This window comes from Pseudofulvibacter geojedonensis (assembly GCF_042675745.1).
GTDB classification, from domain to species: domain Bacteria; phylum Bacteroidota; class Bacteroidia; order Flavobacteriales; family Flavobacteriaceae; genus Pseudofulvibacter; species Pseudofulvibacter geojedonensis.
The window spans coordinates 237,491-260,155 of sequence record NZ_JBHTJM010000006.1; the positions used below are offsets into that span (position 1 = coordinate 237,491).

General features: G+C 33.2%; 22 protein-coding genes. 3 read left to right on the forward strand and 19 right to left on the reverse strand.

Annotation, left to right across the window (positions count from 1 at the left end; all coding sequences use genetic code 11):
• Positions 1–155 precede the first annotated feature (155 nt).
• Positions 156–1,775 carry a T9SS type A sorting domain-containing protein gene (locus ACFQ1O_RS06065; RefSeq protein WP_377714390.1) on the forward strand — a complete coding sequence of 540 codons (1,620 nt, stop codon included), beginning with the start codon at positions 156–158 and terminating at the stop codon, positions 1,773–1,775.
• Positions 1,776–1,827: 52 nt separating this feature from the next.
• Here the strand turns inward: ACFQ1O_RS06065 and ACFQ1O_RS06070 are convergent, their stop codons facing one another.
• Both ACFQ1O_RS06070 and ACFQ1O_RS06075 read right to left on the reverse strand, forming a co-directional pair.
• The gene (locus ACFQ1O_RS06070; protein WP_377714392.1) at positions 1,828–3,903 is read right to left on the reverse strand and encodes an alpha-ketoacid dehydrogenase subunit alpha/beta; all 2,076 of its coding nucleotides are present in this window, start codon (positions 3,901–3,903) and stop codon (positions 1,828–1,830) included.
• A 124-nt stretch (positions 3,904–4,027) separates the two neighbouring features.
• Positions 4,028–5,317, reverse strand: coding sequence for a dihydrolipoamide acetyltransferase family protein (locus ACFQ1O_RS06075; protein WP_377714393.1), 1,290 nt, complete (start codon positions 5,315–5,317; stop codon positions 4,028–4,030).
• Between the two features lie 338 nt (positions 5,318–5,655).
• On the opposite strand from ACFQ1O_RS06075, the gene ACFQ1O_RS06080 reads away from it, so the two are divergent.
• Positions 5,656–6,132, forward strand: coding sequence for an Lrp/AsnC family transcriptional regulator (locus ACFQ1O_RS06080; RefSeq protein ID WP_377714395.1), 477 nt, complete (start codon positions 5,656–5,658; stop codon positions 6,130–6,132).
• On the opposite strand, the gene ACFQ1O_RS06085 is transcribed toward ACFQ1O_RS06080, so the two are convergent.
• The 5 genes from ACFQ1O_RS06085 to ACFQ1O_RS06105 form a co-directional block, all read right to left on the reverse strand.
• The gene (locus ACFQ1O_RS06085; RefSeq protein WP_377714397.1) at positions 6,129–6,896 is read right to left on the reverse strand and encodes a DUF3050 domain-containing protein; all 768 of its coding nucleotides are present in this window, start codon (positions 6,894–6,896) and stop codon (positions 6,129–6,131) included. The genes ACFQ1O_RS06080 and ACFQ1O_RS06085 overlap by 4 nt on opposite strands.
• A 158-nt stretch (positions 6,897–7,054) precedes the next feature.
• Positions 7,055–7,639 carry a hypothetical protein gene (locus ACFQ1O_RS06090; protein WP_377714398.1) on the reverse strand — a complete coding sequence of 195 codons (585 nt, stop codon included), beginning with the start codon at positions 7,637–7,639 and terminating at the stop codon, positions 7,055–7,057.
• Entirely contained in the window at positions 7,618–8,160 is a 543-nt protein-coding gene (locus ACFQ1O_RS06095) for a GNAT family N-acetyltransferase (RefSeq protein WP_377714400.1), read from the reverse strand. The genes ACFQ1O_RS06090 and ACFQ1O_RS06095 overlap by 22 nt, the downstream gene beginning before the upstream one ends.
• On the reverse strand, positions 8,150–8,752 hold the full coding sequence (locus ACFQ1O_RS06100) for an acyltransferase (protein ID WP_377714402.1): 603 nt from the start codon (positions 8,750–8,752) through the stop codon (positions 8,150–8,152). The genes ACFQ1O_RS06095 and ACFQ1O_RS06100 overlap by 11 nt, the downstream gene beginning before the upstream one ends.
• An 85-nt stretch (positions 8,753–8,837) precedes the next feature.
• The gene (locus tag ACFQ1O_RS06105; protein WP_377714404.1) at positions 8,838–9,590 is read right to left on the reverse strand and encodes an enoyl-CoA hydratase/isomerase family protein; all 753 of its coding nucleotides are present in this window, start codon (positions 9,588–9,590) and stop codon (positions 8,838–8,840) included.
• 76 nt (positions 9,591–9,666) lie between these two features.
• On the opposite strand from ACFQ1O_RS06105, the gene ACFQ1O_RS06110 reads away from it, so the two are divergent.
• Positions 9,667–11,595, forward strand: a complete 1,929-nt coding sequence (locus ACFQ1O_RS06110; protein ID WP_377714406.1) for a CocE/NonD family hydrolase — start codon at positions 9,667–9,669, stop codon at positions 11,593–11,595.
• A gap of 45 nt (positions 11,596–11,640) precedes the next feature.
• Here ACFQ1O_RS06110 and paaZ read toward each other — a convergent pair whose 3' ends face one another.
• From paaZ to paaA, 12 genes are all read right to left on the reverse strand, one after another.
• A complete protein-coding gene (gene paaZ, locus ACFQ1O_RS06115) occupies positions 11,641–14,133 on the reverse strand; it encodes a phenylacetic acid degradation bifunctional protein PaaZ (RefSeq protein WP_377714407.1) in 2,493 nt (830 codons plus the stop codon).
• A 13-nt stretch (positions 14,134–14,146) separates the two neighbouring features.
• Positions 14,147–15,265 carry a DUF4348 domain-containing protein gene (locus ACFQ1O_RS06120; RefSeq protein ID WP_377714408.1) on the reverse strand — a complete coding sequence of 373 codons (1,119 nt, stop codon included), beginning with the start codon at positions 15,263–15,265 and terminating at the stop codon, positions 14,147–14,149.
• A 69-nt stretch (positions 15,266–15,334) separates the two neighbouring features.
• The gene (gene pcaF, locus ACFQ1O_RS06125) at positions 15,335–16,546 is read right to left on the reverse strand and encodes a 3-oxoadipyl-CoA thiolase (protein ID WP_377714410.1); all 1,212 of its coding nucleotides are present in this window, start codon (positions 16,544–16,546) and stop codon (positions 15,335–15,337) included.
• A gap of 95 nt (positions 16,547–16,641) precedes the next feature.
• Entirely contained in the window at positions 16,642–16,998 is a 357-nt protein-coding gene (locus ACFQ1O_RS06130; RefSeq protein ID WP_377714412.1) for a four helix bundle protein, read from the reverse strand.
• 45 nt (positions 16,999–17,043) lie between these two features.
• Positions 17,044–17,448 carry a PaaI family thioesterase gene (locus ACFQ1O_RS06135; RefSeq protein WP_377714414.1) on the reverse strand — a complete coding sequence of 135 codons (405 nt, stop codon included), beginning with the start codon at positions 17,446–17,448 and terminating at the stop codon, positions 17,044–17,046.
• Between the two features lies 1 nt (position 17,449).
• Positions 17,450–18,604, reverse strand: coding sequence for a 3-hydroxyacyl-CoA dehydrogenase NAD-binding domain-containing protein (locus ACFQ1O_RS06140; protein ID WP_377714415.1), 1,155 nt, complete (start codon positions 18,602–18,604; stop codon positions 17,450–17,452).
• A gap of 1 nt (position 18,605) precedes the next feature.
• A complete protein-coding gene (locus ACFQ1O_RS06145) occupies positions 18,606–19,187 on the reverse strand; it encodes a hypothetical protein (RefSeq protein ID WP_377714416.1) in 582 nt (193 codons plus the stop codon).
• Positions 19,188–19,246: 59 nt separating this feature from the next.
• Positions 19,247–20,026, reverse strand: a complete 780-nt coding sequence (locus tag ACFQ1O_RS06150; RefSeq protein WP_377714417.1) for an enoyl-CoA hydratase-related protein — start codon at positions 20,024–20,026, stop codon at positions 19,247–19,249.
• 39 nt (positions 20,027–20,065) lie between these two features.
• Entirely contained in the window at positions 20,066–20,566 is a 501-nt protein-coding gene (gene paaD / locus ACFQ1O_RS06155; RefSeq protein ID WP_377714418.1) for a 1,2-phenylacetyl-CoA epoxidase subunit PaaD, read from the reverse strand.
• On the reverse strand, positions 20,560–21,312 hold the full coding sequence (gene paaC, locus ACFQ1O_RS06160) for a 1,2-phenylacetyl-CoA epoxidase subunit PaaC (protein ID WP_377714419.1): 753 nt from the start codon (positions 21,310–21,312) through the stop codon (positions 20,560–20,562). The genes paaD and paaC overlap by 7 nt, the downstream gene beginning before the upstream one ends.
• 18 nt (positions 21,313–21,330) lie before the next feature.
• Positions 21,331–21,615 (reverse strand): 1,2-phenylacetyl-CoA epoxidase subunit PaaB, encoded by a 285-nt coding sequence (paaB, locus tag ACFQ1O_RS06165; RefSeq protein WP_377714421.1) that lies wholly within the window; start codon positions 21,613–21,615, stop codon positions 21,331–21,333.
• Between the two features lie 85 nt (positions 21,616–21,700).
• Entirely contained in the window at positions 21,701–22,648 is a 948-nt protein-coding gene (paaA, locus tag ACFQ1O_RS06170) for a 1,2-phenylacetyl-CoA epoxidase subunit PaaA (protein WP_377714424.1), read from the reverse strand.
• Positions 22,649–22,665: the final 17 nt, after the last annotated feature.

Consider the following 22,665-nt stretch of genomic DNA (forward strand, 5'->3'; position numbering starts at 1 on the left):
CACCTTTTTAGGTGACTCCTTCACATACCCTTTTTTAGAAAAATATTAACATTATTTTTCAAAAGATTAATCCTACTTTTGCAAGACAATAAGACAGTGTAATAAATATTGTCTTCAATAAAAATCTAAATAATATAACCCATACCTACTTATCAATGAAGAAAACTATTTTATCTTTAAGTCTATTCTTGTATTCTATATACTTATGTGCTCAAATACAACTTTCTAATTTCACTTATAATAACATATCTAACTCTTCACCAGCAAAACTACAAGAATTTAATAATAAAATATTTTTATCAGCTGCGACAGATAATCATGGAAGAGAATTATGGTCTAGTGACGGAACAGCTACAAATACCAATTTAGTTATTGACATTGAACCTGGAGAATCGAATGGGTTAGAGCTCTTTCATTCAACTATACTTAATAATGAATTATTTTTCGCTGCTAAAGATGATCCTAACGACCTTTATGGAGGCGGTGAAATATGGAAAACAGATGGAACCGAAACTGGATCAGTACTAGTAACTAATTATAGCGGGAGACTATTTGGTCTAACAACTGTTAACAATCTAATTTATTTTACCATAAAAACTAACAATACAACCTTACAAATATGGAAAACTGACGGCTCCCAACTAGGCACTGTATTGGTTAAAGATAATATTGCTGCCTGGAACCACGTTTCTTTTCAAGGAAGCATCAATGGTAAATTTATTTTCACCATTAACATTTCTTCTACTAATAAAGCTAATCTATGGAGAAGTGATGGAACAGAAGCTGGAACTTATGAACTTACAGGTGAAATAGATGGTAATGGATCTGGAGGAACCGGAAGTACTTCTGAATTAAGTCACTATATTGTATTCAATGAAAATTTATACTTTATTTCACGTTATTCCTTACACAAAACAGATGGAACTATTGTAAATACTAATCAGGTAGCAAATGTGTGGAATGCTCAAACTAACATTGTTAATTTTGGAGACATTATTGAAATAAATGGTAAAATGTATTTTTCTTTTTATTCAAAGGATCAAAAGAAGCTTTCTATATATGAATCTGATGGTACCACCGGAGGAACTTCTGAAATTTACACAATAACTAGTAGCGAATATTTCTATCCATCATTTTTGGTCTCATCAGACGATAATTTAATTTTTTCTTCTATTAACTCAACTAATGGAACCTCTATTTTTAGTTTAGACACCGTTACTCATAGTGTAACTGAAATAGTTGAAGTTGACCAAAACCCACAAGAGCCTTTTCTCTTTTTTGGTAGATTTTCTGCACTATCGATAGACAAACTTGATGGTAATTTATTTTATGTTAACTCTCCTAAAGACACTTGGCCTCAACGAAAAGGCTGGATATTTGACAAATCTTCTTCTTCTCTAACTCCAATACCAGCCTTAGATGGTATAAGTATTTATGATGAATCTGGACTTAAAATTGTTTACAACAATGATTTATATTATTCCAAAAATTATCAATTATGGAAATACGATACAAATGCTCTTAGTGTAGAATTATTATCAGAAAATGAACTTGTAAACTTTTCTCCAAACCCATCTAGAGATTTCATTGAATTTAACAATCCTGAAGGAATATCTGAGATAAAAATTTACGATATAAATGGTCAATTAATAATTGACAATGCTGTTCTAAACAATAATAAAATTGACCTAAGAAAATTAGTTTCAGGAACTTATTTTCTAACATTAAAAAAGGATAATAAAACAATCTCAAAAAAAATTATAAAAGTTAATTAAAAAAAGCCAACTCAATTGAGTAGGCTTCTTTGTTTATAAACTACAACTTATATTAATAAGCTAACAGCTCTTCAATCTTAACCTTCACTTTTTCTATAGAAGGAATCATGGTTTGTTCCAGTGTAGAATTTAAAGGAATTGCTGGCATATTCTCGCTACCAATAGTCATAACTGGCGCATCTAGATGCTTAAAGCATTTCTCTTGTATCAATCCACTTAAAGCTCTAGCAAAAGAATTGTTAGTTGGTTCTTCTGTAACTACTAAACATTTCTTTGTCTTTTTAACCGAATTTAAAATAGCTTCTTCATCTAATGGATATAAAGTACGTAAATCAACAATCTCAACATTCTCTTGCATATCTTTAGTAGCATTTAACGCCCAATGAACTCCCATACCATAAGTAATTACCGTCATGGTCTCTTCTTCATCCTGCTGCCAAATTTCCTGAACCACATTTGCTTTACCTAATGGTAAAATATAATCTTCAGCCGGTTCTATAGTTCTCGCCGCGTCTGTTCCTTTTACCTTAGACCAATACAATCCTTTATGTTCTAAAAACACTACTGGATTTGGATCGTGATAAGCCGCTTTCAGCATTCCTTTTAAATCAGCTCCATTACTTGGATAAGCAATTTTAATTCCTCGTATATTCGTTAATACCGATTCTACCGAAGAAGAATGATAAGGTCCTCCACTACCATAAGCACCAATAGGCACACGTAATATCATAGAAACTGGCCATTTACCATTTGATAAATAACAAGAACGAGAAACCTCTGTGAATAACTGATTTAAACCTGGCCAAATATAATCGGCAAACTGAACCTCAACAATTGGTTTTAATCCTGCCGCAGACATACCTACAGTAGAACCAACAATAAAAGCTTCTTGTATAGGCGTATTAAATACACGCTCATCTCCAAACTTTTGAGCTAGTGTGGCTGCTTCTCTAAAAACCCCTCCTAGTCTACCTCCAACATCTTGACCATACAACAAACACTCCTTATGTTCGCGCATAATCTCTTCTACTGCAAATAAGGCACAATCTACCATTACTACCTCATCTTTATCTGCAGGAGCTCTTTCTCCACTTTCTTCAGTAATAGGAGTTGGAGCAAAATCATGCGTAAATAAATCTTCTGGTGAAGGATCTTCAGCCTGTAAAGCTTTATCGAAATCAGACTTTACTTTATCTACTGACCCTTTCTCTATTTCATCAACTTCATTAGCTGTAAACCCAGCATCTAATAACTGTTGTTTTAATACTGGATACGGATCGCGTGAACGAGCTTCTTCTAGATCATCTCTATACCATTCCATTCTAACCCCAGAAGTATGGTGGTTTAACAACGGAACTTTAGCGTGTAATAATACTGGTCTTCTTTCTTCTCTAATTATTTTTAATGCCTTTTGAACGGCTAAATAACTTTCTGTAAAGTTAGCACCGTCTATAGACATTGCTTCTAAACCATTAAAACCTCTAGCGTATTCGGCAGCATCTTGAGCTCTTGTTTCTTCTGCGTTTGCAGAAATATCCCAACCATTGTCTTGCACCAAATATAAAATTGGCAATTGCTTTAAAGCTGCCATTTGAAATGCTTCAGCAATTTCACCTTCAGTAACAGATGCATCGCCTAATGAACAAACAGCTACTGGTTTATCTTGTAAGGTTTTATCATCTAAATCTACATTTTCCTTATACCAGAATCCCATAGCAACTCCAGTAGCAGGAATAGCTTGCATACCGGTAGCAGAAGACTGGTGAGGAATTTTAGGCTTATCATCGTCACGTAAACTTGGGTGACAATAATAGGTTCTCCCTCCCGAAAACGGATCGTCTTTTTTAGCTAGTAACTGCAACATTAAATCATACGGTTGCATACCAAAAGCTAATAACATAGCATCGTCTCTATAATACGGAAAAGCATAATCTTGAGGTAATAGTTGCATTCCTAATGCTGTCTGAATTGCTTCGTGACCTCTTGATGTTGCGTGTACATATTTAGATACTAACTTGAAGTTATCTTCGTATAAAATTGCCATTGCTTTTGCTGTACACAAATTAGCAAAAGCGGCTTGTAATGTTTCTTTAGATACCTGTGGTGTTGTCACTTCTTTCGTTTCCATCTTCAAAACTTTGTTTTATCTTCCTTTTCAAAAGGAATTTTATTATATGATCTTCTCCCTGTAATCCTCTGTATACTTCGACAAGCTCAGTATGACAAAAAAACTCACATAAGCTAATAATATTTTAAATCGCTCTTTGAGCGCTAAATGCTTCTAAATTATCGGCTACTCTTCTTAAGAATGATCCTCCTAAATAACCATCTACTACTCTATGATCAAAAGACAATGATAAATACATCATGCTTCTAATAGCTATTTCATCTCCTTTATCTGTAGTAATTACCTCAGCACGTTTTTTAATGATTCCTAAAGCTAAAATTGCTACTTCTGGCTGATTGATAATTGGCGTACCCATAATACTTCCAAAAGTTCCTACATTAGAAATGGTAAAAGTACTTCCTTGTATTTCTTCTGGTTTTAGTTTATTCTCTCTAGCTGAGTTTGCTAAATGGTTAACATCTTTTGCTATTCCAACTAAATCTTTATTAGCCGAATCTTTTACAACTGGCACAATTAAATTACCACTTGGTAAAGCAGTTGCCATACCAATGTTAATGTCTTTACGCAACACAACTTTAGTTCCGTCTACAGAAGCATTAATACCTGGATAATCTTTAATTGCATTGGTTACTGCTTCAACAAATAATGGAGTAAATGTTAAACGCTCTCCATATTTTTCTTGGAAAGCTACTTTATTCGCATTTCTCCAGTTAACCATCTCGGTAACATCTGCTTCTACATAAGCCGTAACATGTGGAGATGTTTGCTTAGAATATACCATATGCCCCGCAATCATTTGGCGCATTCTATCCATTTCTTCAATTACATCATGCCCCTCTGTATATTGAACTTGAGGTGCTGAATAATTAAATAAATTCGGGTTAGAAACTACTTGAGTTTGAGGCTTACTTGGTAATGGGTATTTTCTATTCTTAACATAGTTCATTACATCACTCTTGCGAATACGACCTTCTGTACCCGTACCTATAATGCTCTGAACTTCTTCTATTGTCAATCCTTCTTTTTGAGCAATGCTTACTACTAAAGGAGATAAAAATGCATCTGGATCTTGTGTTCCTAACTTGAATTCTGACTTATTCGATTTAGAAGGTTTTGGTCCTTTTTTATGATCAGTCTTTGTCTCATTTTTTTGGCTAGAAACTTTAACTTCTCCAGTGGCTTCTATAACTGCTATAACAGATCCAATAGCAATAACATCTTGCGATTGGCATTTAATTTCTTTGATAATTCCATCACAAGGCGATGGAACTTCAGAGTCTACTTTATCGGTAGCTACTTCTAACAAGGTTTCATCTGCTTCTACTGTATCTCCTACTTGCTTCAACCAGTTTAATACGGTTGCCTCAGAGATACTCTCACCCATCTTTGGTAAGGTAACTTCAATTAAAGACATATGTTGGTTTGAGGTTATTATCAGAACTTATTTAATGCTTTTTAATTTGCTAAAAATCAAAAACATGAAACCAGTTCTTATTAAAAGAATAAAGATACAAAACAAACAAGCTATTTAATCGTAAAAACCAAAATCTAAATCAAAAGCAGAATATTATTCTATTTAATTTAAAATAAAATTATTTTATTCTTTATTTTTGAAAAACTAAGCTTATTTTATAAAAAAATTCTAGTGATGAAACTGACTTCATAAAAAATAATCTTTTAAGATTAATTAATGATTTTTTTTTATTAACAAAAGTTACAGATGACCTTTAAAAAACAAATAACTACAAACAGATGAAGTTAGATGCGACTGACCATAAAATTCTACAACTTTTACAAGAAGACTCCAACCGAACTGTAAAGAGTATTTCTGAAAGCCTTGGACTTTCTACCACTCCAGTTTTTGAGCGCATTAAAAAATTAGAAAAAGAAAACTACATAGACAAGTACGTAGCTGTTCTCAATCAAAAAAAAGTTGGGTTAAAACAGATTGTTTTTATTGGTATTACACTTCAAGGTCACACCAGAAGTTATTTAGAGAAGTTTGTAAAAGAAATTAATGACTTTCCTGAAGTCATAGAATGTCATAGAGTTAGTGGAAACTTTGATTACTTATTAAAACTAGTAACTGAAGATATTGAGGCCTATGAAAAGTTTATCATTACCAAACTAACTTTATTACCTTATTTAGGAAATGTACAAAGTCTTATTGCTCTTTCTACTAGCAAACAAACCAACGAATTGGATTTATCTCATTTATTAAACTCTTAACAAAGAACTGAAGATTTCTCTTGAATTTGTTTAGCAATGTTATCCCATAAAAATATTCTCTGCTGTAGTGCTTCTTTACTATAAGCAAGTGCTTCTTGCCACTTAAGTTCATCGTTTCCGCAAAGCTCTTTTACCATCTGTAAACTTATTGGTCCGTGTTCATCTCCATCTAATTCAATATGCCTTTCTAAATAATAAACTAGCTTATCTAAATCATTATTCTTCTGCATTCCCTTAACCAATTCAATAAACATATCTGGTATTAAATCCTCTCTACCAAATGTAAATACCGCAGCAACTATATGAGATTGATTAGTAGCTATTGCTTTGAATGTAAAACGAACAAAATCTTTTACGGCTGTTTCACAATCAGCTTTATCTAAAGCCTTCTCTAAGCCTAAAGGTAAATCTTTACAAAAACCAGTTACCATTTGAGTATTGGCTCCTAATTGATTCATTGCTTCTAAATACATTTCATAATGACTCATGGTTTTTCCTGAAGCATCTACATCACTCTCTTCTCCTAAAACAATTTCATTAATAAAACGCCTAGTTGTTGGATTAGCTGAAGGAACCCAAGGAGTTTCTACACAAGTAAGTTGGTTCTGTAAAGCTTTCAACATGGACATAAAGTCCCAAACAGCAAATACATGGGCTTGGGTAAAAATTTGTAAGTCTTCTTTAGAATTAATTGTATTGTATAATTCATGCTCTACTAATTGCTTGCGCAATGGTTCTAACTCTTCAAGTAACTGTTCAATCATTTCTGGGATTTTCCGGCAAAGATAACACTTAAGATGAAATTGAAGTTGAAACCGAAGATGAACTCAAAAAACTAAGTAAATAGATTTTGCTTTTTACTAAAAAAATACTTCGACACAAATTATACATCAAGATTCATATAGAACCTTACACCTTAAACCTATTTCAATTTTTTAAGTATCATTCTGCCTCTAGCTTGATAGGCTACACTTTCATGAGCATAATTTTGTTCTATTACTAATTTTAATTCTTCATGAACCCAGTCTATATCTTTTCCTAAATGATATAAACTAGTCATAGAATATGCTCGAGGCGCAACTTTTAATTGGTCATCTATTAACCATTCAAATCCTCTACTAACCATCATTTCTTTAATGGTAGAAGTCATCATATCTCGAACAAAATTGTTCGGATTTTTTGAGTAATTATTTAGCACAAAAGTCTCTATAATTTTCGCAATAGGTCGAATTGCAGATTGGTTAGTTAAGTGTTGTGCTTTTTCTAAAATAATTTCCATATATGGACATAACACCTCTATATGTTGCCTATTTAAAAACTCTAACCACCAACAGTATTTAAAATGATTTTTTTCATCACTAAAAGCCCTATCTACTAATTCTGGTATAACTTCTAGATGATCAACCACTAAATTTACAGCATGAGCTCTAGAGGCTTTACTGTGGTTTACTTTTTCTATATCAAACTGTAAATCAGATAGTGTCATTATTGATGCTGTTCTAACCAATAACAATTAGATTTTACTCCCTTCCATTCAAAAACAAATTCATCGGTAATTTTAAAACCTACTTTTTGCAATACATTTACAGAACCTTTATTTGGTATATCTGCAGCAGCATATAAACTTTTAACACCAGCTTCTTTGAACATATAATCTACCCAAGCCTGAGCAGATTCAGTAGCATAGCCTTTACCCCAAAACTTAGGAATAAAACGATATCCTAACTCATATACATTATAGACACCATTCATTTGTTCAGACTCAATTAAATATTTAATTCCGCACCAGCCCATAAATTCATTGGTTTCTTTTAAAACAACAGCCCAACGAGCAATACCTCTTTCTTTATATTGCTTTTGCAAATAATCTATTCCTTCTTGGGCTTGATCTAAAGTTTTTATAGGCATGTTACCTAAGTACTTATGTACTTCCGGGTCTGAATCTAGTTCAAACATTCCTTGTAAATCAGTATTCTCAACGGGTCTTAAAATAAGACGTTCTGTTTCTATAGGTTGGTTAGGCATCATTTTTCAAAAACTCATTTAAGGTATTATAAAAAGCTTCTTGTTCTGGCCTGTTTTTAGGAATAGCTCTTAAGGGTTCTACTTCTCTCATAGTTTCATGGCAATCGGTAGGAAGTTGTTGGTACAATTGAGTTCCTTTAGTTTTCCAAGCCATCATTTCGTCTGACACTTCTTTAATAGCTTTTGCAGGATTCCCCACTATCAATTGTCTCTTTTCAAAAACAGTATTCGCTTTTACAAAAGCCATAGCCCCTACAATACACTCATCACCAATAAGAGCATCATCCATAATAACTGAATTCATACCTATTAAGCAGTTTCTACCTAAATTAGCTCCATGTATTACGGCTCCATGACCAACGTGAGCAGACTCTTTTAAAGTAATAGACTTGCCCGGAAACATGTGTACCGTACAATTTTCTTGTACATTCACTCCGTCTTCTAAAATAATCTCTCCCCAATCTCCACGAATAGCAGCACCAGGACCGATGTAACAGTTCTTACCTATAATTACATTTCCTATAACAGCCGCTAAAGGATGTACAAAACTACTTTCGTGAACTACCGGTATAAATCCTTTGAATGAATAAATCATATTAGTATTGAGTATTGAGAAATTAGTATTGAGAAATTAGTATTGAGAAATCTAACTACTCTTATCTCAATACTAATGTCTATAATTACTTAAATCTCTTTAATGTTTCTTTAGTAAAATCAGACAATACCAATCTACCAGAAATTATAGCTCTTTCAGCTAATAAGGTATCCCAATGTTCTGTTCCTTCCCAGAAAATCTTTTTCATTTCTTTCATTGCTTCTGGATTATAGTTACATAAGTTCTCTGCAAAAGCCTGCACAGCTTCGTCTAACTCTTCTGTAGAATCATAAACTTGAGTATATAATCCTTTAGATTTAGCCCATTCAGCATCATAAAAAGAATTAGCGTCTATTGCTATTTGAGACATTCCTGTTAAACCTAACTTACGCTCTACAGCTGGCCCCACTACAAAAGGTCCTATACCAACATTTAATTCACTTAACTTGATAGAAGCAAACTTAGATGCCATACAATAATCTGTAGCAGAAGCTACTCCTACTCCTCCTCCAACTGTTTTTCCTTGTACACGACCAATGATAAACTTAGGACATTTACGCATTGCATTAATTACATTGGCAAAACCAGAAAAGAATACTTTTCCTGTTTCAGCATCATTAATGTTTATCAATTCTTTAAAACTTGCTCCTGCACAAAAAGTACGATCTCCACCACTTTTTAATACTATTACTTTTACGGCATCATTCTCTCCTGCTTCTGTAATTGTACTAGCTAACTTAGCTAAAATATCTCCTGGTAATGAGTTATGAGCTGGGTGAAAAAATTCAATTGTAGCAATTCCGTTTTGTATATCTTGTTTTACGTAAGGTGCTGTCATGTTATATAAAGTTTTAGTCGTATTTTTAATTCCTCAAAAGTAAGATTAATTTTGAAAATCAAATCATAATAAGCTCATGGAAAATTACCTAAAAACACTATTACTGCTTTTTCTAATATCATTTCTTTCTTGTAAAACTGAAACCACTGAAGTAGTAACGAATGAAGAAGTTACTACTACTGAAAAAGAAGAAGATACTTTTGTTAAAGATCATTACACCAAACAAGAGGTGCAGATAGAAATGAGAGATGGTACCAAATTACACACTACTATCTATTCTCCTAAAGATACTTCTACAACCTACCCAATATTATTACAACGTACTCCCTATAGCTGCAAACCTTATGGCGCAGATGAGTTTAGAACAAAAATAGGCCCTAACCCTATTTTAATGAAAGAAGGGAACATTATCGTGTATCAAGATGTTAGAGGACGTTGGATGAGTGAAGGTGTTTATGATAATATGAGGGCTTATATTCCTAATAAAACAGAAAAACAAGCTGATGAAACTACAGATACTTACGATACTATTGATTGGTTAGTTAAGAATGTAAAAAACAATAATGGAAAAGTTGGAACTTGGGGAATATCTTACCCAGGTCATTATGCAACAGTATCTGCTATAGATGCGCATCCTGCTTTAAAAGCTGCTTCTCCTCAAGCTTGTATTGGCGATTTCTTTTTTGATGATTTCCACCATAATGGAGCTTTTCTATTAAGCTACTTTAGAGCTATTTCTCTTTTCGGAACTTATAAAGACAAACCCACTGATTCTTCTTGGTACCAATTACCAGATTTAAAAACTAAAGATCAATATCAATTCTTTTTAGACAAAGGTCCTTTTAAAAATCTTAAGCCTTATTTCGACTTTGACAAAAACAATAATGAGTTGGTAGATGATTTCTTTATGAAAGAAATGATAGAACACCCAAATTACGACGAGGTATGGCAGAAAAAAGGGATTATACAGCATTTAGACAAAGTACCTTCTACGGTTGCAACTATGGTTGTTGGTGGTTGGTTTGACGCCGAAGACTTATACGGACCTTTAGAAACTTATAAAGGAATTGAAAAACACCAACCAAATAACTACAACACACTGGTTTTTGGACCATGGGATCATGGAGGTTGGTCTAGAAGTAGAGTTAAAACATCTGTTGGTAATTACTATTTTGGAGATAGCATTTCACTAAAATATCAAAAGAATATAGAAACTAAATTCTTCAATCACTTTTTAAAAGGTAATGGGTCTAAAGAATCTAGTTTGCCAGAAGCTTATGTTTATGACACTGGAAAAAAAGCATGGAACTCTTACAACACTTGGCCTCCTAAAAATGTAGTTAAAAAATCGTTTTATTTATCTGCAGATGAAAAGTTAACTAATGGAGTAAATAAAGCTAATGCTATTAAGTTTATAAGTGATGTAAAAAAACCTGTTCCATATTCTGAAGACATTAAAACTGTTTTTACTCCTAGAAAGTATATGACAGACGATCAACGTTTTGCTGCAAGAAGACCTGATGTATTGGTTTTTGAAACAGAGGTTCTAGAAAACGATATTACTCTAGCTGGTGATATTCTAGCTAAATTAAAAGTTGCTACTACAGGAACTGCTGCCGATTGGGTTGTAAAAGTTATTGATGTACATCCTCATGATTACGAAGAAAACAATGAAGATATTCAGAAGCATTTAAAAATGAGTAACTACCACATGATGGTAAGAAGTGAAGTAATTAGGGGTAGATTTAGAAATAGCTTTTCTAAACCAGAACCTTTTACCCCTAATAAAAAGACAGATGTAAACATTAAATTACAAGATGTTTATCATACGTTTAAGAAAGGACATAAACTTCAAATTCAAGTACAAAGTACATGGTTCCCTTTAATCGATTTAAACCCTCAAACGTATGTAGATAATATTTTTGAGGCTAATGAAGAAGATTATAAAACGCAAACACATTCTGTATTTACTGATTCAAGTATTGAACTTAGTGTTTTAGAATAAATAAAAAAAGGGTAGTGAAATCACTACCCTTTTTTATTTTATAATTTAAATTAATCCGAACTGTTCAAAATGATGATTGAAATGCTTCGTATGCACTAAATCCCATTCAAACTTATCTAAGATTCCAAAAACAGCATTTTTAGTAGTTGTTTCTGGGTTTTCTTTAAAATAAGTTGTAAACTCATCATAAGCTTCTAGTAACTTAACTTTTGCTTCAGCTAAATTTTCATAACGCAATTCCTTAGCCCTATCTTCTAACACCTTTGGTGCTTTATAATTTTTAGGCATTGGTGTATGTGTATAAATAGACTCGTGTACTTTTTCTAATATTTTCTCTGGTGTTTCAATTTCAAAATCTTGAATTTCTCCTGAAGCTACTCTAACCGAATACTCTAAATGCTCTACCATTTCTTGAGCACTCATAGTTCCCCATTCTGGTTTTGCTTCTTCTGATAATTTATTTAAATATCCAGAAATTGTTTTTCTATTAATATCAGCAAACGGACTCTTCTTTTGCACCATTGTTAAAATAGTTGCCACTGCTACTAACTCATCCTCTTGATCGAACACCTCAACAAACCATTTTACAATTCCGCTAGGTAATTCAGTTCCTCTAGAATCTCTATCTACACGTTCTTTACAAGTTAAACGTACATAAACCGTATCGTTATGATAAATTGGACGTAAGAATCGACACTCTTCTAAACCATAATTAGCTGCTACAGGTCCTTTATTAGGATATACGAATAATCCTGCTGCTGCCGATATGATGAAATAACCGTGAGCTGTACGCTTTTCGAAAATACTTCCATCTAAAGAAGTAATGTCTGTATGTGCGTAGAAATGATCCCAAGTTAAGTTACCAAAGTTGATAATATCAGTATCTGTAATGGTACGCTTATGAGTCTTTAAAGACATACCTGGTTTGATATCTTCCCAATGGTATGCAAACGGATGTTTATCTGTTTCTTTATAATCAGCGTTTGGCTGATAAATTCCTGTAACTTCTGTTAAGGTAGTTGGTGTTCCTTGAATAGCACAACGCTGCATATAATGTTTTACACCACGCATTCCACCCATTTCTTCACCACCACCAGCTCTACCTGGACCACCGTGTGTTAACTGAGGTAATGGAGAACCATGACCTGTACTTACCTTAGCATTCTCTCTATTTCCTACTAAAATACGTCCGTGATGTGAGGCTGCTCCAACAATATAATCGCGAGCAATTGTATCGTCATAAGTAAATATAGATGATACTAAAGAACCTTTACCCATCTGAGCTAAGGTAATTGCTTCATCTAAATTTTTATAAGGCATAATAGTACTTACCGGACCAAATGCTTCGAGCTCATGAACCGCAGTATTAGTAAACGGATTGTCTTCTCGCATTAAAATTGGCTTCATAAAAGCTCCTTTTTCTGCATCGGCACCAATAGTTTCTACCGTATCTAAATTACCATATACTATTTGAGCAGTCTTTGCTAACTCGGAAACTTGATCTTTTACACTTTGGACTTGCGCCTTACTTACTAAAGCTCCCATACGCACCTCTTTTAAACGAGGGTCACCAATAGTCACTTTATCTAACTGCTTTCCTAAAGCTATCTGAACGTCTTCTACTAAGTTTTCTGGAACCATGATACGACGAATAGCGGTACATTTCTGTCCAGTCTTCACCGTCATCTCCTTACGAACTTCTTTAACGAATAAATCAAATTCTGGAGTTCCAGGAACTGCATCTTCTCCTAAAATAGAACAGTTTAACGAATCTGCTTCCATTGTAAAAGGAACTGCTTCATTCGTTAATCTAGGATGTGCTTTTAATAGTCTCCCAGTATGCGCAGAACCAGTAAAGGTTACCACATCTTGAGACTCAACCGTATCTAAAATATTCTTCGTCATACCACTTAGTAACTGTAAACATCCTTCTGGCAAAATGCCTGAATCTATAATTACTCGTACTACAGCCTCTGTTAAATACGCTGTTTGCGGTGCAGGTAATACTACAGCTGGCATACCTGCCATCCAGTTTACTGCACACTTTTCTAACATTCCCCAAATTGGGAAGTTAAACGCGTTGATATGAACCGCTACACCTGTTTTAGGAACTAAAATATGGTGCGCCATAAATCGACCTCCACGAGATAAATCGATAGGATCTCCCTCTACATGAAAAGGCTGATTAGGAAATAATTTACGCAACGATGCATTGGCAAATAAATTACCAAAACCGCCTTCTATATCTATCCAGCTATCTATTTTAGTAGCTCCTGTACGGTAACTAATTTCGTAAAACTCGTTTTTTCTTTTGGTAAGGTATAATGCCAATTTCTTAAGCATGTTACCACGCTCTTGAAAAGTCATTTTACGTAATTTTTCCTGTCCTTTTGTTCTACCATACTCTAATACTGCTGGAATATCTAATCCATCCGTAGTAGAAAAACCTATGGTATCTCCAGTAACAGCATCAAACATAGGAGTTCCTTCTCCTTGACCTGCTACCCAGTGACCGTTAATGTATGATTGTAATTTCATATTTTATATTGTTTTATGTAGATAAATCTGACCATGTAACTAGGTACCATTTACCTTCAATTTTTTTAAATTCAAATTCAACTAAAATACCATTGTCTATACCTTGACAAAAAATTGTAGCATTATCTTTCTCAACTTTTATTTCTTGAGAATAATTATCATATTCTTGATTAGTTCTAATTTGATCTATCAAAAACTCTTGAATTGGATAACTATCTTTAGTTATTATTTCTTCGACTTCTTCATCTAAATTTGATGACAAAACTTTTGTCTTCATTGGAAAAGAAACCCTACTAATTTGAAAAATTGAATCTTTACTAAATACCTTTAAAAAAGATTTAAAATCATTATCTAAAGTATCGGGGTATTTAAATGATAATAAAAGTTCATCTTTAGTTTTGAACCACTTAAAATTTCTATACCTTTCTTCTACTTGTTTATTTGGATTATATGCCCCATAATAGAATATATTTTTCCTCTCATTCAACTTACTAAAATATGACAGTTCTTTTGAGGATGCCATACAACCAAATCTAAAAAGTATCGTATCTTTTCTAGTTTTTTCTTCAAGATACTCTTTTAAGTATTTTACTTCATTTCTATTTGGTACCGTTACACAAAATGGCGTTATATGAAATCTATTAGATGATAATTTTCTATAATTAATTCCATAACTAAAATTGCCTTGAATATTTTCTATTTTATCTGAAGTATCTTCTTCTGTTACAATTGTATAAATTTCTTTAAAAAAAGGATCTAATATTTTATAAACTAAAGAATCATCCATCCTACCTGGACTCCATGAATTTAATTTATGAAATTCTCCATTTACATCTTTAATAGAAACTCCCACTTCATAACCATCAAGACCTCGCATTCCTTCTTTATAATTATTTAATTCTAATGTTTTTAAAGATTTAAATATTTTTTCAAACGCACCTCCTCTAAGTTTATACTTTGATGATATCGTATCAAAAGTTAAATCTGTATAATTATTAGCTTGTTTGATATTATTTACTTTTAAATATTCGTAAATTAATTCTTCTCCTTTTATAATGGTAAACTTATGATCATAATACTTATAACCTGAAGTAAAATGTAATTCGACTACAGGAATATTCTCAATTTTCACTTCCTTTTTACAAGATGAAAAAATAAATGACAATACAAATATGTAACCTAAAATTCTCAGAGTTTCAAACTATAAATTCACATTTTCTATAATAGCAGCATATCCTTGTCCTACCCCAATGCACATCGTAATTAAGGCGTAACGTTTGCCTGTTTCTTGTAATTCTAAAGCTGCAGAATAAGCAATTCTAGCTCCTGTTACTCCTAATGGATGACCAATAGCAATCGCTCCTCCATTTGGGTTAATTCTAGGATCATCGTCTGCCAATCCCCACTCACGGATACAAGCTAAACTCTGAGCTGCAAAAGCTTCGTTTAACTCTATTACATCCATATCATCCATAGTTAATCCTGCTTTTTCTAAAGCTTTATTAGAAGCGTTAACCGGACCTATTCCCATAATTCTTGGTTCTACTCCTACTACGGCAGAACTAACAATTCTTGCCATAGGTTTTAAACCATATTTTTTAACTGCATCTTCTGAAGCTATAATAGTTGCTGCAGCACCGTCATTCAATCCAGATGCGTTACCAGCAGTTACACTTCCTCCTTCTTTCTTGAAAGCTGGACGTAACTTAGCCAATACTTCTGGAGTAGTTGTTGGCTTTATAAACTCATCTTGATTAAAGATAATTGGATCTTTTTTACGCTGAGGTATTTCTACCGCTACAATCTCTTTTGCTAAACGACCAGACTCTTGAGCTTTAGTTGCTTTCATCTGACTTCTGTACGCAAAAGCATCTTGATCTTCTCTAGAAATATTATACTTTTCCACTAAATTCTCGGCAGTAACTCCCATACCATCTGTACCATACATCTCGTGCATTTTCTTGTTGACAAAACGCCACCCAAAAGTAGTGTCGTACATTTTAGAATCTCCACCAAAAGCACTAGATGGTTTAGCTATTGCGTATGGTCCGCGAGTCATATGCTCAATTCCTCCGGCTATAAACAAATCACCGTCTCCTGCTTTTACTGCTCTATTCGCATGAATAATAGCCGATAAACCAGAACTACATAATCTATTTACTGTTTCTCCAGGAACGGTATAAGGTAAACCAGCTAATAATGAAGACATACGTGCTACGTTTCTATTATCTTCTCCTGCTTGGTTAGCACAACCCATAATAACATCGTCATAAGCATCTGTTGGTATGTTCGTGTTACGAGCAGCAACTTCTTTAATTACCAACGCACCTAAATCGTCTGTTCTTACAGGTGATAAGGTTCCTTTATATTTTCCAATTGGAGTACGTACTCCATCTATGATATATGCTTCCATTTATAATGTAAAATTTAAAACCGTAAAATTTAAAACCGTAAAAGGAATTAGCATTCAACTTTTCACTTTTACATTTATTATTTTACATTTTGCGGTTACTTTTCTTTAGTTGTTTTTATACTAGACGTAAATATAGCCACTAGCTCGTTACATTCCTGAGCTATCGGCTTTACTTTTTCATCATCTATGATTAAATCTGCTTCTTTTAATATTTTTAAATTTATTTGAGACTCTCTTAATTCCTTCAGACAAATTTTCATTTTATGAATAAAATCTCGTTTTGACTCAGCAGCTTGAGCTTCACCATAATTCAAAGCAGATGATGTTGCTGACCGAATCAATTGTTTTGTCAAATGTTCTGACGCAAAACTCTTCTTTAAAGTTGATACTCCGATGATAACATTAGCTGAAAATTGAATCAATCTTTCTTCTAAATCATATTTTTTCATCATAACTACTTTTTATTTTACATTTTGCAGCCTTACATTTAAAATCCCTTATTCCCAATCTTTATTGGTACGATATACTGTTCCTTTAAACAAAGCAACAATAGTATCGTCTCTTTTAATTTCTATTTTATAAAATCCAAACTTATTTTTTAATGATTCTTCTTTAGCTACCGCAACAATCTTATCACCTTCCTTTAGGGCTTCTGTATGATTAATAGAAGTATCTATAGAAACCGATTGTTTACCATGAGTATTAGCCGCAAATGCCAACGCACTATCTGCTAATGAGTAAGTAACACCACCATGAGCAATTCCAAAACCATTTAGCATATCTTTTTTAATAGTCATAGACAAGCTACAAGTTCCCTCAGAAATTTGCTCTATCTCTATACCTAACCATTTACTAAATGGATCGTTATCATACATTTTATGTACAATCTCTTTTGGTGTCATCTTAAAAAAATGTTTTTCCTTCTCTTTTCATTTTACGTAATAACGGAGAACATCTATAACGATCTTCGTGATACTCGCTATACATAGCGTCTAGTTGGTCTACACACCAATCAATTCCTTTCTCATCTGCCCAAGCTAACAATCCTTTAGGATAATTAACTCCTTTGGTCATCGCGTTATCTATATCTGCTGCAGAAGCAATGTTTAAAAACAAGGCATCAGCTGCTTCATTAATTAACATTACCAATACTCTATCAAAAATTGTTTTAGCTAAAGCCTCATCTTGTTTAGGTTCTGGCTTAACAGCTCCTTCAGCATAATCATAATATCCTTTACCAGATTTTCTTCCTAAGTACCCAGCTTCAGATAAACGCTTTTGAGTAAAAGCTGGCTTGTATCTTGGATCAAAATAGAATGCAGTAAATACAGTTTCGGTAACCGTATAATTTACATCGTTACCAATAAAATCCATTAATTCGAATGGTCCCATTCTAAATCCACCTAAGCTTTTTAAAGCCCAGTCTATCGTAGCAAAATCGGCTAAACCTTCTTCATAAATACGTAGCGATTCTCCATAAAAAGGCCTTGCAACACGATTTACAATAAACCCAGGAGTATCTTTAGCTACTGCTACTACTTTTTTCCAGCTATCTATTGTTTCTACTGATTTCTCTAAAACTTCTTTTGAAGTTTGAACTGCTGGAATAACTTCTACCAACTTCATTAACGGAGCTGGGTTAAAAAAGTGAATTCCCACACATCTTTCTGGCTTTTGTAAAGAAGCTGCGATTGATGCAATAGATAATGAAGAAGTGTTAGAAGCTATAATACAATCGTCCGAAACATAAGTTTCTAACTCTGAAAAAACTTTTTGCTTAATGTCTAAGTTTTCTATAATTGCCTCAATAGTAAGATTTGAATCTCCTAAATCTTTTAAACTAGCTACATAAGAAATATTGGATTGAATTCTTGACTTTTCAGCATCATCAATTCTTCCTTTTTCTACTAGTCTATTTAATATTTTTTCTAAGCTAGCTTTACTCTTGTCTAAAGCTTCTTGTTTGGTATCGCAAACTTTTACTTTACAACCTGAAGTAGCTGCTACTTGTGCAATACCACTCCCCATAGTTCCTGAACCTATAATTCCTACGTTCATATTATTTTACTTTTTTGAACTTTTCTTTTGAACCTATTAACTTATTATTTTTAAATTTTAATTTTTTATTTGAAAAAAAATGATAAAATTCAAATTGAGGATTCTTTTCTTCTAATTCAATAGATATGTCATCATAATTAAAGTTATCCATTGATATGCTTACGTAATCGTGTGCTAAATAATAAGCACATAGGCTATCTACTTTTATTTTAGGAAGTAAAACTTCTCCTTTAAAATCTGTTTCTTTGAAAAAAACAACACTGTCCTTTCTCTTGAGCATACACATAGCTCCTTCAAAAGCTTGCTTTTTATTATCAACAATTCTGACTTTAATTGAATCTAGCTGATTTAATTCTTTTTTTAGCAATTTAAAATTGTCCTTAAATTCATCATCATCTGGTTGATAATCACTATTTAAAACTATATTATCTCCAAGTACAACAAATTTACCGATAGTTTTGCCATTAATTAAACCTTCCTGCCATCGATATTCAAAAACACCATTATTAGTCAAATTTAAATTAGAACCAACTCCATAAATATCTTCTTCTAAATAATATTCACCTACTATCTTTTCTTCCAAGTTTTTTGAAGAACAACAAGCTATAAATATTGTAATTATTAAGAAGTAGAATACTTTCATTATTTTCCAATAAAGTTTGGTTTTCTTTTTTCTACAAAGGCATTAACTCCTTCTGAATAATCGTGAGATTGAGCAGATTCTATTTGGTATTTAGACTCTAAAGCTAACTGCTCTTCTAAGTTATTGGTTAGCGATTGATTTAAAACACGCTTAGTTAATCCTAACGCTTTAGTAGGCATCTTAGCCATTTTAACCGCTAACTTTTCTATGTAAGCATCAAATTCTTCAGCTGCCACAGACTTATAAATCATTCCCATTTGCTCCGCTTCAGCAGCCATTACTTTATCTCCAGTCATCATTAAAGCAGCTGCTTTCTGGAAACCAATTAGTCTTGGTAAAAAGAAAGTTCCAGCACTATCTGGTATCAAACCTATTTTACTAAAAGCCTGAATAAAACTAGCATTTTCGTTAGCAATAACAATATCACAAGCCAAAGCTATATTAGCTCCTGCTCCTGCAGCTACTCCATTTACTGCCGCTATAATTGGTTTTTCTATTGCTCTAATTCTTTCAATAATTGGATTGTAATGCTCTTCTAAAATAGCTTTAAAACCTGGGTTTAATTCTGGAGTTGTAACTTCTTTTAAATCTTGACCAGCACAAAATGCTTTACCATTTCCTGTTAAAACTATTGCTCTAACTTCATCATTAGTATTACAATCATCTAACTTCCCTTGTAAATTCAAAGCCATTTCTCTGTTAAAGCTATTGAATACTTCTGGTCTATTTAGCGCTATAAACGCAACGTTGTTTTCAATCTTAATTTCTATTGAACTCATATATCTTATAAATACCAATTCCCGCCTAAGCGGGAATATTTATTTTAAACATTTAAAGTAGTCGAAAGGCTCCAAACAATCTTCGCACTGAAAAAATGCTTTGCAGGCTGTTGAGCCAAACTGACTTACCATTTTTGTATTGGTTGAGTTACATTGTGGGCAACTCACTATTTTTTTATTTCCTAATAAAGCTTCTTTATCTGCATCTGCTTCTAAAGGAGGAGCTATACCATATTCCCTTAAAGCAATTCTTCCTTTTTCTGTTATCCAATCTGTAGTCCAAGCTGGAGAAAGTACTAATTTCACTTCAGCATCAAAACCAGCATTTTTTAACGCAGCCTTAATATCATCTCCTATAACATCCATTGCTGGACAACCAGAATAGGTTGGAGTAATTTTTACAAAAGCTTTGCTTTCTTCTAAAATAGCTTCACGTACTACTCCCATTTCTAAAATAGATAACACTGGTATCTCAGGATCGGATACCGCTGCTAATATCTCTTGTAATTCTGGGGCAATATGTGGAGTTTGATCTACCATTCCATTCCAGGGTAAGTTCTTTGCATATACTGCATATCTGATAATAAATATCCTAAATGCTCTGTATGAATACCTTGTTTACCTCCTTTTTGAAACCATTTAGATTCTGGAATTTGAATAGTAGCTTCGTTTAAAATCTCGTTTACTTTTTTATAATAACTTTCTTTTAATTGAGTAACATCTACAGCCACTCCAGCTTTTACCATTTCTATATCAGAATCTGTTTGGTGGAATAACTCATCTGTATACGTCCAAAGTACATCTACAGCATCTTGAATTTTTTGATGGCTTTCTTCTGTTCCATCTCCTAAACGAATTACCCAGTCCGAAGAAAAACGCTCATGGTATTTTGCTTCTTTAACAGATTTTACAGCAATTGCTTGTAACGTTTCATCAGAACTTTTCTTTAACTCTTCTAAAAACAATACATGGTATACATCAAATAAAAACTGACGAACAATTGTATAAGCAAAATCAGTATTTGGTTGCTCTACTAATAGTACATTTTTGTATTCACGTTCTCTACGTAAGAAAGCTATATCATCTTCCGTTCTTTCATCTCCAGACACATCTGCAGCATACTGAAAATAACTTCTTACTTGTCCAAATAAATCTAATGAAATATTAGTACAAGCTATATCTGTTTCTAAACTAGGACCATGACCACATAACTCTCCCATTCTTTGACCTAAAATCAAAGAATTGTCTGCAACTCCTAATATGTAATTATATAAATCTTTATTCATTTCTATTGCCGTTACAAATTACATGTGTTTTAATTCATCCGGAAGATTGTAAAAAGTAGGATGTCTATATACTTTATCTTGAGCAGGCTCAAACATCTCTCCATTATTATCTGGATTTGATGCTGTAATATCTTTAGATTCTACTACCCAAATACTAACACCTTCCATTCTTCTTGTGTAAACATCTCTAGCATTTTGAATAGCCATTTCTGCATCTGCAGCATGTAAACTACCACAATGCCTATGCTCTAAACCATTTTTGCTTCTTACAAACACTTCCCAAAGAGGCCAATTATTATTCATATTATTATTTTTAGTATTGAGTATTGAGTATTAAGTACTGAGCGTTTTTATCCTAACTACTCTTTACTGAATTCTCAATACTGATTTATGCTACTTCTTGCTTTTCTTTTTTTGCTGCATGAGCCATCGCTCCGTCACGAACCCACTTACCGCCTTCATAGGCATTAACTCTAGCTCCTATACGTTCTTTGTTACAAGGACCATGTCCTTTTACTACTTGCCAAAACTCATCCCAGTCTATCGGACCAAAATCATAATGTCCTCTCTCTTCATTCCATTTTAAATCAGGATCTGGAACAGTTAATCCAATTAACTCTGCCTGAGGAATTGTTTGATCTATAAATTGCTGACGCAACTCATCGTTAGTTTTACGCTTCAATTTCCACTTCATAGATTGCTCTGTATGCGTAGATTCTGCATCTGTAGGACCAAACATCATAATAGAAGGCCACCACCATCTGTTTAATGCATCTTGAGCCATTTCTTTTTGCTCTGGTGAACCTTGAGCTAATTTCATCATGATCTCAAAACCTTGACGCTGGTGAAAACTTTCTTCTTTACACACACGTACCATAGCTCTTGCATAAGGACCATAAGAAGTATTCATTAAAGGAACTTGATTAATAATAGCAGCACCATCGACTAACCAACCTATTGCTCCCATATCTGCCCAGGTAACTGTTGGATAATTGAATATGCTTGAATATTTAGCTTTTCCTGTATGTAATTGGTCTAATAATTCATCTCTAGAGATTCCTAAAGTTTCACAAGCACTGTATAAATACAATCCATGACCAGCTTCATCTTGTACTTTTGCCAATAAAGCTACTTTTCTTCTTAAAGAAGGAGCTCTAGTTATCCAGTTCCCTTCAGGTAACATACCTACAATCTCTGAATGCGCATGTTGAGAAATTTGACGTATGTGCGTCTTTCTATATTTCTCTGGCATCCAATCTTTAGGTTCTATTCTTACATCATCAGCAATTTTCTTTTCAAATGCTGCCTCTAAACTTTTTAATTCTGCTTCACTCATATCTTTTGTTTTTAAGT